The 16,538-nt window shown below is 63.4% G+C and carries 14 protein-coding genes; all 14 read right to left on the bottom strand.

What is annotated here, in order from left to right:
• Positions 1–321 precede the first annotated feature (321 nt).
• Positions 322–1,944 carry a GMC family oxidoreductase gene (locus AC1DWF_RS14940; RefSeq protein ID WP_476804324.1) on the bottom strand — a complete coding sequence of 541 codons (1,623 nt, stop codon included), beginning with the start codon at positions 1,942–1,944 and terminating at the stop codon, positions 322–324.
• Positions 1,941–3,455 (bottom strand): FGGY-family carbohydrate kinase, encoded by a 1,515-nt coding sequence (locus AC1DWF_RS14935; RefSeq protein WP_476781928.1) that lies wholly within the window; start codon positions 3,453–3,455, stop codon positions 1,941–1,943. Before AC1DWF_RS14935 ends, AC1DWF_RS14940 begins: the two co-directional genes overlap by 4 nt.
• A gap of 23 nt (positions 3,456–3,478) precedes the next feature.
• Positions 3,479–4,321, bottom strand: coding sequence for a class I fructose-bisphosphate aldolase (locus AC1DWF_RS14930; RefSeq protein ID WP_476789675.1), 843 nt, complete (start codon positions 4,319–4,321; stop codon positions 3,479–3,481).
• Positions 4,312–6,024 (bottom strand): glycerol-3-phosphate dehydrogenase/oxidase, encoded by a 1,713-nt coding sequence (locus AC1DWF_RS14925; protein ID WP_476804325.1) that lies wholly within the window; start codon positions 6,022–6,024, stop codon positions 4,312–4,314. The genes AC1DWF_RS14930 and AC1DWF_RS14925 overlap by 10 nt, the downstream gene beginning before the upstream one ends.
• Before the next feature lie 19 nt (positions 6,025–6,043).
• On the bottom strand, positions 6,044–7,039 hold the full coding sequence (locus AC1DWF_RS14920; RefSeq protein ID WP_476786357.1) for an aldo/keto reductase: 996 nt from the start codon (positions 7,037–7,039) through the stop codon (positions 6,044–6,046).
• Entirely contained in the window at positions 7,036–8,016 is a 981-nt protein-coding gene (locus AC1DWF_RS14915) for a sugar-binding transcriptional regulator (protein ID WP_476786356.1), read from the bottom strand. Before AC1DWF_RS14915 ends, AC1DWF_RS14920 begins: the two co-directional genes overlap by 4 nt.
• Positions 8,017–8,036: 20 nt before the next feature.
• Complete coding sequence (locus AC1DWF_RS14910) at positions 8,037–9,023, bottom strand: ABC transporter permease (RefSeq protein ID WP_476789700.1); 987 nt, start codon at positions 9,021–9,023, stop codon at positions 8,037–8,039.
• Between the two features lie 19 nt (positions 9,024–9,042).
• Positions 9,043–10,581, bottom strand: a complete 1,539-nt coding sequence (locus tag AC1DWF_RS14905) for a sugar ABC transporter ATP-binding protein (protein WP_476786663.1) — start codon at positions 10,579–10,581, stop codon at positions 9,043–9,045.
• Between the two features lie 99 nt (positions 10,582–10,680).
• Entirely contained in the window at positions 10,681–11,712 is a 1,032-nt protein-coding gene (locus AC1DWF_RS14900; protein ID WP_476786664.1) for a substrate-binding domain-containing protein, read from the bottom strand.
• 238 nt (positions 11,713–11,950) lie between these two features.
• Positions 11,951–13,081: a Gfo/Idh/MocA family protein gene (locus tag AC1DWF_RS14895; protein WP_476804326.1), complete on the bottom strand. Its 1,131-nt coding sequence runs from the start codon at positions 13,079–13,081 to the stop codon at positions 11,951–11,953.
• The gene (locus tag AC1DWF_RS14890; RefSeq protein ID WP_476789592.1) at positions 13,078–14,154 is read right to left on the bottom strand and encodes a Gfo/Idh/MocA family protein; all 1,077 of its coding nucleotides are present in this window, start codon (positions 14,152–14,154) and stop codon (positions 13,078–13,080) included. The genes AC1DWF_RS14895 and AC1DWF_RS14890 overlap by 4 nt, the downstream gene beginning before the upstream one ends.
• A gap of 45 nt (positions 14,155–14,199) precedes the next feature.
• Positions 14,200–15,009, bottom strand: coding sequence for a 3-methyl-2-oxobutanoate hydroxymethyltransferase (locus AC1DWF_RS14885; protein ID WP_476787403.1), 810 nt, complete (start codon positions 15,007–15,009; stop codon positions 14,200–14,202).
• Between the two features lie 45 nt (positions 15,010–15,054).
• Positions 15,055–15,372, bottom strand: coding sequence for a MocE family 2Fe-2S type ferredoxin (locus tag AC1DWF_RS14880; RefSeq protein ID WP_476789591.1), 318 nt, complete (start codon positions 15,370–15,372; stop codon positions 15,055–15,057).
• 9 nt (positions 15,373–15,381) lie between these two features.
• Positions 15,382–16,461 carry a fatty acid desaturase family protein gene (locus AC1DWF_RS14875; protein ID WP_476786630.1) on the bottom strand — a complete coding sequence of 360 codons (1,080 nt, stop codon included), beginning with the start codon at positions 16,459–16,461 and terminating at the stop codon, positions 15,382–15,384.
• Between the last annotated feature and the right edge of the window lie 77 nt (positions 16,462–16,538).

The raw sequence follows: 16,538 nt of genomic DNA, 5'->3' as shown, positions 1-16,538 counted from the left end.
GTTCAAATCCTGTCCCCGCAACCAAACTTTCCAAATCCAAATCCAAATCCAAATCCAAATCCCAAAACGCCCCGCCTCAAGCGGGGCGTTTTGCTATTTGGCTCCTCGTGACTGTTCGATCCCAAGCCGCAGTAGGGGCCAGCAACGAGTCAACGGTCGAAAAGGCCGGCAAACAAACAAAGCCGCATCCCGCAAAACCCAGAAATGACAAAGGCCCGCACGGTCAAAACCGGCGAGCCGTTTGCATTTGGGCTTCGGAGGGGCGAAAATCCTGATAGCCTGGTTTCACTTGGGCGAAGCGCGGATGGAAGCGGGTTCGGCTCAGGCTCTCGCGGAGGCGTCTTGGAGGATCATTTCGGCCGCCCGCTCGGCGATCATGATCACTGGCGAGTTGGTGTTGCCAGAGACGATCGACGGCATGATCGAGGCGTCGACGACGCGCAGGCCTGCGAGCCCATGGACGCGTAGCCGGTCGTCGACCACGGCCATGTTATCTGCGCCCATCTTGCAGGTGCCGACGGGGTGGAAGATGGTCGTGCCGATGTCGCCCGCCTTGTGGAGCAGGTCGGCGTCGCTGTCGTATTGCGTGCCGGGCAGCATTTCCTCGGGTGCAAACCGCGCGACGGCCTTGGCATTCATCAGGCGGCGGACATGGCGCAGCGAGGCAATGGCCGTGTTGCGGTCGCCTTCGGTGGAGAGGTAGTTCGGCTGGATTTTTGCGGCCTCACGCGGATCGGCCAAGGCCATGTGCACCGTTCCTCGGCTTTCAGGGCGCAGGTTGCAGACCGAAACGGTCACTGCGGGAAAGCGGTGCAGCGGTTCGCCGAGGCGGTCGGTACTGAGCGGCTGGACATGATATTCGAGATCGGGCGTTGCGAGGCGCGGATCGCTCTTGGCGAAGATGCCAAGCTGGCTCGGCGCCATCGACAGGGGGCCGCTGCGCTTCAGCGCGTATTCGAGACCCATCCCGGCCCGGCTGAAAAGACTGTGGTAGCGCTGGTTGAGCGTCGCCGCGCCCGTCACCTTGAACACGGTGCGGATCTGCAGATGGTCCTGCAGGTTTTCGCCGACGCCCGCCAGCGCATGGCGGACTTCGATGCCGAGGCGTGAAAGCAGCTCCGGCTGGCCGACGCCCGACAGTTCGAGGATCTTCGGCGAGTTGATGGCGCCGGCAGCGAGGATGGTCTGGCCAGCCTTGACCCGATGCAGTTGCCCGTCCTTGCGGAAGACGAGGCCGGTGACGCGGCGGCCGTCGAATTCAAGCCGTTCGGTCTCCGCACCGGTGACGACACGCAGGTTGGTGCGATCGGCGATGCCGCGCAGGAAGGCCTTGGAGGTGTTCCAGCGCACGCCTTTCTTCTGGTTGACCTCGAAATAGCCCGAGCCCTCATTGGTGCCGGTGTTGAAATCACCAGTGCGCGGGATGCCGAGCTCTTCGGCTGCGTCGCGGAAGGCGTCGAGGATCGGCCAGGACAGGCGCTGTTTTTCGATGCGCCACTCGCCGCCCGCACCATGCATGGCGCTGCTGCCACCGTGATAATCTTCCGACTTCAGGAAGTAGGGCAAAACGTCGTCCCAGCCCCAGCCGACATTGCCGGCCTGGCGCCAGCCGTCATAGTCGGCGGCCTGGCCGCGCATGTAGATCATGCCGTTGACCGACGAGCAGCCGCCCAGAACCTTACCCCTGGGATAGTTGAGGCTGCGGCCGTTGAGGCCGGCTTCCGGCTCGGTCTTCATCAGCCAGTCGGTGCGTGGATTGCCCATGCAGTAGAGATAGCCGATCGGGATGTTGACCCAATGGTAGCGGTCGCTGCCACCAGCTTCGAGCAAAAGCACGCTGTTGCGCGGATCGGCGGACAGCCGGTTGGCGAGCACGCAACCGGCTGAGCCGGCGCCGACGATGACGTAGTCGTAGTCGCCAAATGATGAGGATGCTTCGGTCACTGCGGTGCCTGCTCGGTAGCGATGCGTTGCCAAATCGAGGTCATCGCCTGGTTGATCTCGCCATAGAGGCGATAGCGCCTGGAATAGGCGGGGGCAATCGCGTCGTTGGGCGTATAGTGCCGGGCGGACGCTGTCATTGCGGTCGCACCGGCACTGTAGTTCTCAAAGATACCGACGCCGGTGCCTGCTGCAATCGCCGCACCCAGCGCCCCGGTCTCGCGGCTGCGCGCCACGGTGACGGGAACGCCGAGCACGTCGGCGAAGATCTGCGGCCAGATGGCGCTGCGCGAGCCACCGCCAGACAAAACGACCTCGTCGAACACGGCTCCCGCCTTGCGCAAGGTCTCGACGTGGCGCTTGTGCTCGAAGGCGACGCCCTCGAACAATGCGCGCAGCATGTGGGCACGCGTGTGCCAGCCGGCGATGCCGTAGAAGCCGGCGCGGGCGTGGCCGTTCTGCTGCGAGCCGTAGAGGAAGGGGTGGTAGATCGGGATGTCGCCGTCGGGATCGACCGAGGCGACGAGTTCGCTGCACAGCTCGAACGGCGAGGTGCTGGCCTCATGACCATGCTCGAGGAATTCGCGGACGATCCATTCGAGATTGGCGGCCGATGTGGCGCTCGATTCGATCGCCAGGTACCGCCTGGGGTCGAAGGTCGAGAGCATGAAGATCGAGGGGTCGCGGATCGGCTCGTCTGATATGACCTGGTTGACGCTCCAGGTGCCGGCGATGATCGAAGCGGCACCTGTTCGGGTGACGCCCGAACCAACGGCGCTTGCCACCACGTCGAACAGGCCGGCGACGACGGGGGTTCCGGCGCGCAGGCCGGTCAGGGCCGCGACCTCAGATGTGACGTGGCCGGCGATGTCGGCCGATTCCAGCACCGGCGGCAAAAGGTCCATACAGTCGCTAAGGCCATAGGCGGCGAGCAGGTCGTGGTCGTAGCGCCTATCAGGCATCTGCAGCAATCCACAGCCAGACATGTCGGTGGTGTCGGTGGAGCGCGCACCGGTCAGCTTGTTGACGACAAAATCCTTGCACAGGAACACCGTGCCGATGCGGCTGAAAAGCTCCGGCGAATGGCGCTTGAGCCAGGCGAGCAAGGTCGGCGTCTGTGCTGCCCACGGTTTTTGCAGGCAATGCACATAGGTTCGGGCGCCGACATCTTGTTCGGCCCACTTGGCAACGATGCCTATGGCGCGGGTGTCGAGTGACTGGATGCCGATCAGCGGTTCGCCATCGCGATCGAGCGCGTAGAGGCCGTTGCCGTGCCCGGCGCAGCCGATGGCGACGATCTCGCTTGGATCGATGCCGGCCTTGTCGATGCATTGGCCGATGACGACGACCGCGTTGCGCCAGAGTTCGTCGAGGTCGCGCTCGACATGGCCAGGCTTGGGCATGGACGAGCGGCCGTCGCAAGCGGCGAGCGCCAGTTCGCGCCCCGACAGGTCGAAGATGATCGCCTTGATGACGGTGTTGCCCGCATCGAGGCCGAGAATGTACTTGCCCATTTGGCTCCTCCCGATGCCGCAGACTATGCCTGCTTGTACAGGTCGAAGGCCGTGGCACCATCCGCACCGTCGTGGATGATCGCCATCAGCCCGCGCACGACAGCGCTCGGATTGGCATGCTGGTAGATATTGCGTCCATAGACCATCCCCATCGCGCCTTGCGCCATCAAGGCCGCGGACTTGTCGAACACGGCGCGCAGGTCCTCCTTGCCGCCGCCACGCACAAGCACCGGGCAGCGCGCCGCCTCGACGACACGGTGGAAATCGTTGGGATCGTTGGTCGGGTCGGCCTTGATGATGTCGGCACCCATCTCGCGGGCGAGCCGGGTCAGCGTCACGATCTTTTCGGCGTCGCCATCGACCATATAGCCGCCGCTCTGGTCGACCGGCAGCATCGCCAGCGGCTCGATCATCAGCGGCAGGCCGTATTTCTCGCAGTCGGCGCGGACACGGGCGATGTTCTGGATGCATTGGCGAAACAGGTCTGGCTCGTCGGGCAGCATGAACAGATTGACCACGACGCAGGCCGCATCCATCTCGATGGCGCCGAGCAGCGGCTCGGCCTCGTTCTGCAACACCGCCCACATCGCCCGGTGGCGGATCTTGTTGTAGGGATTGCCCATGTCGATGCGCATGACGAGTGCAGGCTTGTCCTTGCCCGCCACCGCCTGCAGCAGGTCGGCCTGGCCGTAGTTCATCTGGATGGCGTCGGGACCGGCCTTGACAAGTTGGGCGACGACGCCGGCCATGTCCTCGAGCCCGTTGAGGAAGCTCGGCTCGTTGCAGACGCCATGATCGATGGCGACGTCGAGGCAGCGGCCGCCTGAGAAGAGCCGGTTCATGCGGACTTTGTGGTTCACGCGCATAGGGCGCTCCTTTTGTCGTTCGTCTGGGAGAGGTCTGAAATGGCGATGCCGTGCTGGTGGGCGAGCAAGGCGAGGAACGCGGTGCGCTCGGCTGAGGCCTGCGCTGCGCTCCAGCCCTTGTGGTCGGCCAGGACGCCAAGCACGGCGTCGATGAGGGCAAGGCTGAGCCCGCCCGAAATGGCGACGGTGGTCCGGCGCAGGAAGATGTCGGCCAGGCATTCGACCTGCTCGCGCTCGACGATCTGGCGGATCTCGCCAGCGGAGTAATCCGATCCTGCCAGCATCGGGTCGGAGGCGAGGTCGGCTGCGAAATCCACCGCCGAAGTGCCATAGCGCTCAAGCAGGACTTTTGCGCGTTCGGTGGCAAGGCCATGTTTCGCCGCCAGCTCGGCGCACCATTTCTCCGGGTCGGCCGGGAAGTCGCGGCCGCCGCCAATGGCGAGGTCCTCGGTGCCTGACCTGCGCTTTAAGCCAAGGCGTTCCAGCGCCATGTCGGCGGCCATCTCGCCGAAGGAGCGGAAGGTCGTCCACTTGCCGCCGATCATGCACAGCGTGGCCGGCAGGCTGTCGCTTGGCTCCACGAACTCGCAGAAATGGTCGCGCGGGATGCGGCCGGTAAAACTGTCGTCGCTGGCGGGCAGGGGACGTACGCCGGCGAAGCGGAAGACGATCTCGTCTGCGGCGATGGCGATCGTGGGGAACACGAAGGCGAGCGACTGCAGGATGTAGCTGCGCTCGTCGTCGTCGCAGCGGACGTGGTCGGGGTCGTCGACACGGATGTCGGTCGAGCCGATCAGCACCTTGCCGAGATAAGGAAACAGGATGCAGATGCGGCCATCCTCGTTCTCGTAATAGACCATGTGTCCGCCAAGCGCGTCGTAAAGCTTGGCGTTGTCGACGATCAGGTGCGAGCCCTTGGTGCCGCCCATCATCCGGGGTGCTGAAGCGCCGATGGCCTTGTTGGTGAGATCGATCCAGCCGCCGGTGGCGTTGATGATCAGTTTTGGGCGGACCGGCAGCGTTTCGCCGGTCAAGGTATCGGTGAGGGCGAGGCCGTCGTCCGATGTGGCGATTGCCGCGTAGTTCAGGGCTAGCGCGGTCTGGCTCGATGCCATGGCGTCGAACAGCATTTCCAGGCCGAGGCGCTCGGGACGGCTGACCCAGGCGTCGTAATAGGTGGCGGAGCTGCGGATATCGGGATTGATCGCCGGCCACGCCTTGAGGGTTTCGGCACGTCCCCGGAAGCTATGCTTTGGCATCAATCGCCTGGCCTTGGTGAACAGGTCGTACATGGTCAGGCCGGCCTTGATGACCAGAGCGCCGCGACGGCTCGGCCGGCGCGTCAGGCCGAGGAAGCGGACCGCACCATTGGCGATGCCCGAAAACGTGTCGAAGATCGGCACCGTCGTCGGCAACGGCGCGACATAGTGCGGCGCGTTCTTCAACAGCCGGTCGCGCTCGACCAGCGATTCCCGCACCAGCTTGAACTCGCCGTTTTCGAGGTAACGCAGGCCGCCATGCACCATGCGCGACAGGGCAGCACTGGCGCCTGAGCAATAGTCGCCCTTGTCGGCGAGCACGACGTCGACGCCTTGCAGGGCCAGTTCGCGGAACACCGAGATGCCGTTGATGCCGCCGCCTATCACCAGCACGGCAATATCGGGCCGCTCTCGCAGAGCGGCGAGTGTGTCGTTGCGGTTCATGTGGGCTGTGCCTTTTCGCTCAGGCATCCATGGAGGTGAGATGCGTGGCGATTGCCGTGTCGATGATTGACAGCTCGTCCGCGCCAAGCGTGATCTCGCCGGCCCTTGCGTTGTCGAGCGCCTGCTCGGCAGTGCGCGCGCCGCACAGGCCGAAGGTGATGCCCGGCTGCGCCAGTGTCCAGGCGATGACGATCTGGGCCATCGACGCCTTGTGCTGTTCGGCGATCGGCGCGATGGCCTGCTTGAGGTTCGCCACCTTCTTCCGGTTGGCGGCGGAAAAGCGCGGATTACCCTTGCGCTGGTCGTCGCCGGTGAATTCGCGCGAGGGATCGATCATCCCGGTCAGCAGGCCGAGCGCCAGCGAGGAGTAGCTGAGCGTGGCGACGTCGTTGCGTTGCGTGATCGGCAGCAGGGTCTGTTCGATCTCGCGATCGATCATCGAATAGCGTTCCTGGATCGCGTCGATCTGGCCGGCGGCGACATATTGTTCGAGGTCTTCGGCACTGACATTGGAAGCGCCAATGGCGCGGATCTTGCCTTCTGCCTTGAGCTGTTCGAGCGTTGCCATGGTCTCGGCAATCGGCGTCGTCGGGTCCTGCCAATGGGTGATGTAGAGGTCGATGTAATCGGTGCCGAGGCGGCGCAGGCTCTGTTCCAGCTCATGGGCGATGCCATCGGCGCCGAGGTAACGATGCACCGGCTTGCCGTCCTGGTCGAAGAAGTGATTGCCCTTGCCGGAATGCCAGTTGAGCCCGCATTTGGTGGCGATGACCACCTTGTCGCGTCTGCCCTTGATGGCCTTGCCGACGATCTCTTCGCTGCGGCCGAGGCCGTAGGCAGGGGCGGTGTCGATCAGGCTGATGCCGGCTTCGATCGAGGCTTCGATGGCGCGGATCGAGGCTTGCTCGTCGGTGCCGCCCCACATCCAGCCGCCTATCGCCCAGGTGCCGAGACCGACCGCCGATGCGGAGACGTTGGAGCGGCCGATGCGGCGTTGGATCTGTCGGGAGCTCATGCTGCCTCCTGTTCGGCAAGTTCGAGAATCTGGAGGCTTGTCGCCTCGTCGGTGACGATGGTGTCGAGATGGTTGCCGCGCATGGCACTGAGGATCGGCGCTGCCTTGCTCGGTCCGCTGGCGATGCCGATCGAACGCGGGATGGTGGCGAATTCGTCGAGCGTCAGCGACACCAGCGAACGGTTGAGCGCGTAGCTGCAAAGTTTGCCGTGGCGGTCGATGAGATGGGCAAGCAATTCGCCCGACGCGCCCGACTGCTCGATGGCGCGTCGGTCGGCACTCGACGAGGGATGCAGGTCGTAATAGCTGGAATCATCGGTCAGGATCGAACCGATGCCGATCACCGCGACATCGGCCTCGCGCGCCTTGCGGAAAACGTCGGCGACGGAGCGGACGCCCATCAGCATCTCGCGCTGCTCCGGCGTGTCGGCAAACAGCGGCGCATGGACCTGATAGGCGCGGCCGCCGAGCTTGTCGGCCATCAGTGACGCCACGTGGTTGACGTCGGTGTAGTGCTTGCCCTGGACAAGGCCGGTGGCGGGGATGACTTCCACGTCGTAGCTGCGGCCGGGCTTGAGGCCGGCAACGAGTGCGCTGACGCCCTTGCCGCCGGTGATCGAGATAGTGTCGCCGTCCTTGATGGTGTCGAGCAGCAGGCGTGCGGCCGCTTCGCCGACACGCTGAAGTGCTGTCTGCGGATTGTCTGATACCGAGGGCACGACCACGGCGCGTTCGATGCCGCCGAGCGCGACAAGACGCGCCTCGATGTCAACGAGATGGTCGATCGGCGATTTGATCTTGATTTCGACGAGGCCGAGCTGGTGGCCGCGCTTGATCAGCCGGTTGACGGTGGCATGCGAGATGCCAAGTTCTCTGGCGATCTCGGCCTGGGTCTTGCCTTCGACATAGTGCAGCACAAGCGCCTGATGCATCTGGCGGACGGTCGCGATGTCGTCGCGGGTGTTTGGGGGTGCCATGATCTGTCTCGCCTAAATGCTCAGGACTTCTTGCGGTGCAAGAAGTGGTCGATGGAGACGGCGGCAAGCAAAATGCAGCCCTTGATCATGTCCTGCCAGTAAACAGACACGTCGAGCAGGATCAGCGAACTGGTGACCACCGAGAGCAGCGCCATGCCGAGGATGGCGCCGAAGATGGTGCCCGATCCACCATTGAGCGAGGCGCCTCCGATCACGGCTGCCGCGATGATGTTGAGCTCCATTCCGGCGCCGAAGGTGGGTGTCGCTGCGCCGAAGCGGGCCATGTAGATGACGCCCGCAAGGCCTGCGAGGGTGGAGCAGAGCACCGTCACCCAGAACTTTACCTGCTTGGTCTTGATGCCCGAGAACTGCGCCGCCTTCTCGTTGGAGCCGGTGTAGAAGACCTTGCGGAAGGCGGTGGCGCGGCGCAGCAGGAAGTCGAAGATCGCAACGACAACGACGAAGATGATGATGACATAGGGCAGGCCGTGGAAAGTGCCCTGGCCGATGGCCTTGAACGATGGCGGCAAGGTGAACAGCGACAGCGGCGTGCCCTTGGTGATGACCAGGCACATGCCCCGCACGATGACCATCGCCGCAAGCGAGGTGATGAAGTGGTTTAGGCCGACCACTGTCACAAAGAAGCCCATGGCGGCACCGATCAGGGCGCTGACGCCGATGCCGATCAGGCTTGCCGTCCACGGGTCGAGCCCGGCGAGGAACAGTGCGCCCGATACCACCATCGAGAAACAGACGACCGAGCCGACCGACAAGTCGATGCCGCCGACGATCAGCAGGATGGTCATGCCGACGACGACGATGCCCTCGATCGAGAAGCTCATCAGCATGGCGCGGAAGTTGCCCCATGTCAGGAAGTGCGGCGAGGCGAAGCTCATGGCGATGCACAACGCCAGGATGATGACGATCAGGCCGGCTTCGCGCATCGAGGCGAGGCGGACGAAATTGATGCGCCGCGCGCCACCTTCTGCCTTGATATCGGCGTGCATGAGGGTTTCTCCCGCTTCCCTAGGCGACATTTTGGGCCTGCTTTTTTTGATTTGAAGAGTTCTGGACGCCAGAGGCCAGCATGATGATGGCTTCTTCGCCAAGCTCGTCCGCGCCGAGCTCGCCGGCGATGCTGCCTTCGCGCACCACCATGACGCGGTCGCACAGGCCGATGAGTTCCGGCAGCTCCGACGAGATGACGACAACGCCGACACCCCTAGCGGCAAGCTGGCGCAGCAGGCGATGGATCTCGACCTTGGCGCCGACATCGATGCCGCGCGTCGGCTCGTCCATGATGATGACTTTTGGGTCGATCGACAGCTGCTTGGCGATCGCAACCTTCTGCTGGTTGCCGCCGCTCAGCGTCGAGACGGCGACGTCGATGCCGGCCATGCGCACGCCGAGGCGCTTGGTCAGATCGGTCGCCTGGCGGTCCTCCGCCTTGCGGTCGAGCAGGCCGAGCGATCCGGTCAGCTTGCCAAGGTCGAGGGCCGAGATGTTTGCCGCGATCGGCATGTCAAGGAACACGCCCGAGCCCTTGCGGTCTTCGGAGAGGTAGACGAGGCCTGCCTTGACGGCGTCGCTGTAGTTGCGGATGCGAAGCGCTTTGCCATCGAGCGCGACGGTGCCTGACGTCGCCGGCCTCAACCCGCAGATGGTCTGCGCGATCTCGCTGCGGCCAGCGCCGATCAGGCCGCCAATGCCAAGAATTTCGCCGGCGCGCAGCTGCAATTTCACATCTGCGAAGCGGTCGCCGTCGGAAAGGTTTTCGACAGAGAGCAGCATGCGGCCAGGTTCTTGCGGCGCCAGCTTGTCGGGGTAGAGCTGGGTGATCTCGCGGCCGACCATCTTGCGCACGACATCATCGGGCGAGCTTTCGGCAATCGGGTCGGTGGCGACATAGTGGCCGTCACGGAAGACGGTGACGCGGTCGCACAGAGTGAAGATCTCTGCCATGCGATGGCTGATGTAGACCACCGAAATGCCGCGATCCTTGAGGCCGCGCACGATGGCAAACAGCCTTTGCGCTTCGCTTTCGGTCAGTGCTGCGGTGGGTTCGTCGAGCATCAGCACCTTGCAGTCGAGCGTCAGCGCCTTGGCGATCTCGACGAGTTGCTGGTTGGAAATGGAGAGGTCGGCGACCTTGGTGCGGACCGGGATAGGGGCGAGCAGGTCCATGACCTTCTGCGCGTCGGCATAAAGCTTCTGGAAATTCATCAGCGGCGCACGGCGGGCATTGATCGCGGCCATGTAGATGTTTTCGGCCACCGTCGCGTCCTGGCACAGCGCGATTTCCTGATGGACGAGCGCGATGCCGAGACGCTGGGCCACTGCCGGCGAGGGGATCGAAACAGCCGCCCCGTCGATCAGGATCTCGCCCCGGTCGGGCTGCAGCACGCCGGCGATCATGTTCATCAGCGTCGACTTGCCAGCACCATTTTCGCCGCACAGCGCATGGATTTCGCCGCGCCTGAGCTCGAACTGCACGTCGCTCAGCGCCTTGACCGGGCCGAACGCCTTGGACAGGCCGCGTATTTCAAGAATGGGCGTCTCTGTCACGCCATGCTCCTGCGATGGGCGCTGCGAGGGGGAAGGGGGCGCAAACCCCCTTCCGACTTTATCCGCCCCAACGAACCGTCGAGGCAAAGGATTTCGAGCTTATTCCTCGATGCCCTTGGTGCCGCGGCGCTGCAGGTATTTGTCCCAATAGAAATCGTCGGCGTTTTCGGCTGTCACGATGGAGAAGCCGTTGTCGACGAAGGGCACGCTCATGCCGTTGGCACCCGAACGCTTGGTGTCGTTCATCGGGTCGATCAGCTCAGGATGCTTGGCCATCCACAACAGCATGAAGCCCATATAGCCCTGCATGCCCTGGTTGGGATTGACCGATCCGTAGATCTCGCCGGCCTTGATCATGTCGAGGATCTTGGCGTTGACGTCGGCCAGCATGACCTTGATCTTGCCGCCGCCTTCCTTGGCTGCCTGGGCAGCACCGATGGCCGAATTGGCTTCCGGCATGAACACCGCGCCGAGATCAGGATGCGCCTGCGCCAGGGAGAGCACGGCCTGATAGGCCTTGGTCGGGTCCTGGTTCGAAGCCGCGCGGCCGACGAGCTTCATGTCGGGCCACTTGGCTTCCATGCGGGCGATGAAGGCCGAGACGCGCTTGTCGTGATTGTCCTGGCCGGGGTTTTCCAGCACGGCATATTCGCCCTTGCCGTCCATTGCCTTGGCAACGGCGTCGGCGGCATAGGTGCCTTCGGCCAGATTGTCCGAGGTGATGAACGAGACGCGCTTGGAATTGGGCGAGTCGGCGGCGAAGGTGACGACCGCCGTGCCCTGCTCGATGGCGCGGTTGATCGGCTCGATGAACGGATCGGAGTTCATCGGATGCACGAGAATGCCGGCCGGCTTCTGGGCCAGCGCCTGGTCGAAGGTGGCGATCTGCTTGTTGACGTCGTATTCGGGCGTGCCGGTATATTCTGTCTCGCAGCCGAACTGCTGGCCCGCCTGCTTGAACATCTCGTAGACCGGGAACCAGTATTCGACGCCCGAGACCATGACGTTCATGACGTATTTCTCACCCGGCTCGCACTTGAACGGGTTGGCGGTTTCGGCAAGCGCCTGGGTCGAAGCCAAACAGGTCGACGCAGCCGCCGCGATTGCGAGCGTGCTCAAAAATTTTCGCAAGTTTCCTCCCTTGGCCGAAGCCATCCTCAATGACCGTCGCGGCCGCCCGAGGCGCCGCTATGTGGATTGATTGCCGCCGGACTCCTCCCGAAGCCGACGACCCAGAGATTACAGGCTCTCAACGATGAGTCAATAAAATTCATATAGTGAAATATATTTCACATCAGATGTCAATTGGTGGAGCATCGGGACGGTGTGGAACGAAATATATGCGGGAGATGTATCGTGCCGCGCCGGATCAATCCGGGCGGCGTTTGGCCTCGGCAAGACTGCGCACGGTGCCGGGTTGAACCGATCTGGCTCGATGGCTCGAGGCGATGGCGGCGAATGTCAGTGCCAGGCTCTGGAGATTGGCGCGGGCGCCGTTGAGCGGCTCGCGATTGTCTTCGATGGCACACAGGAGCTCGCCCATGGTGCCGGCAAAACCATCATTGAACCATGAGCCCGAAAGGGCAGGCGTCGCAATGCCGGCCTCGGTGGTCAGCTCGACGGTTTGCTGGCCGAGATCGGGGCCGATGCCGGTCAGGCTGCCCTTGGTGCCGGCGACATAGGTGCGATCCTGCGGGCCAAATGGCGTCGAACCGTCGAAAACGAGCGATGCCTGACCGCCGTCGAATTCGACCAGTGCTTGGGCCAGTAGCGGCGGCTTGGCATGTTGGCCGGCGGCATGGGTGCGCGTGGCATAGACGGAGGTCGCCCGGTTGCCGATCAGGCTCGCCAGGAAGTCGAACCAGTGGACGCCGAAATCATAGAGCACGAGATCGTCGATCTCCTCGAATGGCGTGCCCTTGATCCAGCCATGGTTCCAGTGGATCGAGACATGGCAGGACGCCAACTCGCCGATCAGGCCTGCCCGCACCGCCTCGCGCATGTAAGCGAGGTGCGGCGCCCAGCGGCCGTTCTGGTTGATGGCGAGCTTGACGCCGTTGCTGTCGGCGAGGTCCGCAAGCCGTTCGCCGGTATCGAGATCAAGCACATAGGGCTTCTGCGACAGCACGTGCTTGCCGGCCTGCAGCGCCTTTTCGATCATCGCTGCGCGTTCGGCCGGATGGATGGTGATATCGACCACTTCGATGTCGTCGCGGGCGAGAACGGCGGCGAAATCGTCGGTGACTTCGGCGTCGGGGAAAAACGCGTCGCGGCGTGCCTCAGCCTTTGCCAGCGTGCGGTTGTAGATCAGGGCAACGTCGAAGCCAGTTTTGCGGTAGGCATCGAGATGGGCGAACGAGATACCACCGGCGCCGACAAGGGCGATGCGTGGGGCGTAGCTGCGAGGTCTTGGTGGCTGATATGGCAGTTCGGGTGCGGCGACGATCTTTGCCGTTGCGGCCTTCAGCGCATAGGAATCCTCGCTCGGTGTCTCGGTCATGGCAGAAGCTCGACGGTGCGCTTCAGCTGCGCAGACAAGGCGGCGCTGTCGGTGATCTGCTGGCCGATGCGCGACAGCGCCGGCTCGAGCGGCCCGGCAATCGGCGCACCCCTGGCGAGGCAGCCCAGCACATATTCGATCGGCGCGCGTTGCCCGACGGGGAGCACATCGACCGGGATCTGATGGGCCTCGGGCCGCGCCCGGGTCTGGACAGTGACATGGGGCTCGTAGTCGTAGCTTGAGATCGTGCCGATCGTGCCGACGACAACGAAGCCGCATTTGGGTTGCGGCTGCAGCGTCCATGGATCGGTGAAAGTGCCCCAGCGCGTTTCGAACTTGGACAGGCCCCTGGCGTAGCGGCACACGGTGATCGAATGCTGATCGACCTCGATGCCAGGCGTTTCGTCGACGATGCTTGTGACTTCCAAAGGCTTTTCGCCATTGCGGAACCAGGTGGCCAACGTCACGCCATAACCGAGATAATCGCGCAGGCTGCCGCCGCCAGATGCCTTCTTGTACCACCAGGACGACGGCTTGGCCGCCTCGACCTCTTCGGGTGTCACCTCAACCTTGTCGGCGAGGTGGAACAGCGGGCCGCGATTTCCGTCGTAGTAGTGCACTTCGATCACGTCGCCGACCACGCCCTCGTCGATCAGGCGCTTGGCGGTGTTGTGGCAGGGATACCAGGCAAGCGGCCAGTTGATCGCCATCTCCCGCCCTGCCGCCTTCATCGCCGCGATCATGCGGTCGGCGTCGGTCAGCGAGGCGGCGAATGGCTTTTCGACCAGCACATGCACCTTGTGGCGGGCAACGCGCTCGACATGGTCGGCGTGCTCGGCGGTTGCGGCGCAGATGATGGCGAGGTCGGGCTTGGTCTGCTCCAGGCAGGCGTCGAGATCGGTGAAGACGCGATCGGAGGGAATGCCAAACTTTTCGATCGCCGCCGCCATGCGCTCCGGCGATTTGTCATAGATGCCGACGATCTCGGCGTCGGGATGCTCATGCACCTCGCGCAACAGGTCGCCCATATGCATATGGGCGAAATTGATGCCGGCAACCCGCCATCTGGCCATTTATCGTCCTCCCTCTTTGGCCTCTCCCCAGGCCGTCTGTTTAGCTCAGACTAGCGGCGTCTTTTCCATCTCGGCCAGGAAACGATCCTGCTCCGCGCCGTCCATGCGGACAAGGTGGCCAGATTGCGGATAGGCGCCGCTGGCGACGTCGGCTCCATATTCGCGGAAGGCGGCGACGCGCTCCTGCTGCAGACGCTGATACTGCGAATGAAAGTCGCGATAGACCTTCGAATGGCGCGGGTAGTGGCCGTCATGTTCGCCGAGCACGTCAGTTGCGAACAAATACTGCGCGTCGCAGCCTGCGCCTGCGCCCATCGAGATCATCAAGAGGCTGGTGCGCTTCGAGATCGCTTCGGCGATAGCAGGCGGAACCACCTCGATCTCGGCGGCGAAGGCACCGGCCTCTTCCAGCGCCTTGGTCTGCTGCCAGACCGTCATAGCGGAATCGAAAGTCTTGCCGACGGCCTTGAAGCCACCGGTCCAGGTGCGGCGCGACGGGATCAGGCCGACATGGCCGACGACGGGAATGCCCTCATCGCGCAGGCGCCTGATGATCTTCAAGCTCGCGCCGCAATAGACGGCGTTGGCGCCTGATTTGAGCAGGCGGAAGGCGACGCGCAGATAGTCTTCCTCGGTGATGTAGGCGCCGGGCTCGAGCCCGCCGACGACGAAGGGATTGGGGCAGATGGCGCGAAAACCTTCGAGGGAAAGCACTTCGGGTGGCACCGACAGCATATCGATGTTTGCCGCATTGGCGGCGGCTGCCTCATCGAGGGATTCGACGCGCAGCTTGGTCAGTGGGCGCTTGCCCTTGAGGGCGAGGATGTCGGCGACGGTGGGCTGGGACGATTTCATCTCATTCCTCGGCTGGCAGGACTGGCATTTCGGCGGGGCAGAAAGTCAGCCGAGTTTGATCATCACCCGACCATCTTCGACTTTGACCGGATAAGTGGCGATGTCGACGCAGACAGGCGCGCCCTTGGCCTTGCCCGTGGTGAAGTCGAAGCGGCCATTGTGCTTGGGGCATTCGATGATCGTGCCCATGACCAGCCCGCCGCTGAGATGGACCTTCTCATGCGTGCAAAGCCCGTCGGTGGCAAAGAAGCGGTCGTCTTCGGTGCGGTAGAGCGCGAAGGTGCGGCCGTCGTGATCGAAGCGGATCACATCGTCAGGCTCGATGTCGTCGGCGTCGCAGGCGGTGATCCAGTCTTGAGGCAATGACCTCTCCTATTCGGCCGGATTGATGATGGCGCCGTGATTGTAGGGCACCGGCGTCTTGCCGGCCGGCAACGAACGCACGACGTGATAGGCGGGCTCTTTGACCTGCCTGAGGATGGTCGGGATGATCTCGCGATAGGCGGCGATCGTGCTGGGGTAGGGCTCCGGGCAATCGTCCTTGATCGCCTGATGCAGCCTGGGCAGCGCGTGGTAGGGCACCATGGGGAACATGTGGTGCTCCACATGATAGTTCATGTTCCAGTAGAGAAAGCGGAACAGCGGGTTCATGTAGATGGTGCGCGAGTTGAGCCGGTGGTCGAGCACATCCTCGGCCAAGCCGGCATGCTGTGTCAGCCCGAAATAGATGGTCATGAAGCCGCCATAGAGGCTGGGCAGGCCGATCAGCATGGCCGGCAGTATGCTGCCCATCCACAAACAGGCGATGGCTACGGCGGCGAAGATCGCGAGATAGATGCGGGCGACGAGATAGACCTTCCAGCGCTCCATCTCGGGGATGAAGGTTTCCTCATCCGGCTTCAGCCGCCCGGCGGCATGGATGAAAAGTCCCTTCAGCGTAAGCAGGCTGCTCTTTAGCGCGAAGATGTTGAGCATCAGGCCGATGACATCGGGCGGACGGGGGACTGCGATCTCGGGATCGCGCCCGACGATGATGGTGTCGGTGTGATGACGGGTGTGGCTCCAGCGCCAGACGGTCGGCTCGCGCAGGATCATGAAGCTCGCGACGTAATAGAGCACGTCGTTCATCCAGCGTGTCTTGAACGCCGTGCCGTGCCCCGCCTCATGCCAGCGGCTGTCGCTGGAGGAGCCGTAAAGCACGCCATAGACAAGGAAGAAAGGCACTGCCCACCAGCTGCCCCAGAAAAAGATGCCGCCGGCTGCCGAAATCACCAGTGCCGAAATCCAGATCGCCGTGTCGCGCAAAGCGGGGCCATCGGAGCGCTTCATCAGCTCCTTCAGTTCCTTGCGCGGGATCGGGCAGGAATACCATTCGGCGGCTGCCATGCCGTTGGCTTCGGCAAGGGCGGCGTCGCGTCCGATCAGGCTGTAGTCTCTTGGCGTCGGCGTCATCTCTACTGCTGTTCCGCTGCGCGTCGCGCAGTTTTAAAGTACATCATTATGATGTGTCATTTTGATGCTAGCGACAG

This window comes from Aminobacter sp. P4_D5 (assembly GCF_056401815.1).
Note: the sequence above shows the minus strand (reverse complement) of the source record. Positions and strands in the feature narration are given on the sequence as shown.

Coding starts and splice junctions, on each gene's coding strand:
- AC1DWF_RS14875 (WP_476786630.1), bottom strand. CDS start 16,461: ATGACGCCGACGCCAAGAGACTACAGCCTGATCGGACGCGACGCCGCC.
- AC1DWF_RS14925 (WP_476804325.1), bottom strand. CDS start 6,024: ATGAACCGCAACGACACACTCGCCGCTCTGCGAGAGCGGCCCGATATT.
- AC1DWF_RS14895 (WP_476804326.1), bottom strand. CDS start 13,081: ATGACCGAGACACCGAGCGAGGATTCCTATGCGCTGAAGGCCGCAACG.
- AC1DWF_RS14910 (WP_476789700.1), bottom strand. CDS start 9,023: ATGCACGCCGATATCAAGGCAGAAGGTGGCGCGCGGCGCATCAATTTC.
- AC1DWF_RS14915 (WP_476786356.1), bottom strand. CDS start 8,016: ATGGCACCCCCAAACACCCGCGACGACATCGCGACCGTCCGCCAGATG.
- AC1DWF_RS14890 (WP_476789592.1), bottom strand. CDS start 14,154: ATGGCCAGATGGCGGGTTGCCGGCATCAATTTCGCCCATATGCATATG.
- AC1DWF_RS14930 (WP_476789675.1), bottom strand. CDS start 4,321: ATGCGCGTGAACCACAAAGTCCGCATGAACCGGCTCTTCTCAGGCGGC.
- AC1DWF_RS14885 (WP_476787403.1), bottom strand. CDS start 15,009: ATGAAATCGTCCCAGCCCACCGTCGCCGACATCCTCGCCCTCAAGGGC.
- AC1DWF_RS14935 (WP_476781928.1), bottom strand. CDS start 3,455: ATGGGCAAGTACATTCTCGGCCTCGATGCGGGCAACACCGTCATCAAG.
- AC1DWF_RS14920 (WP_476786357.1), bottom strand. CDS start 7,039: ATGAGCTCCCGACAGATCCAACGCCGCATCGGCCGCTCCAACGTCTCC.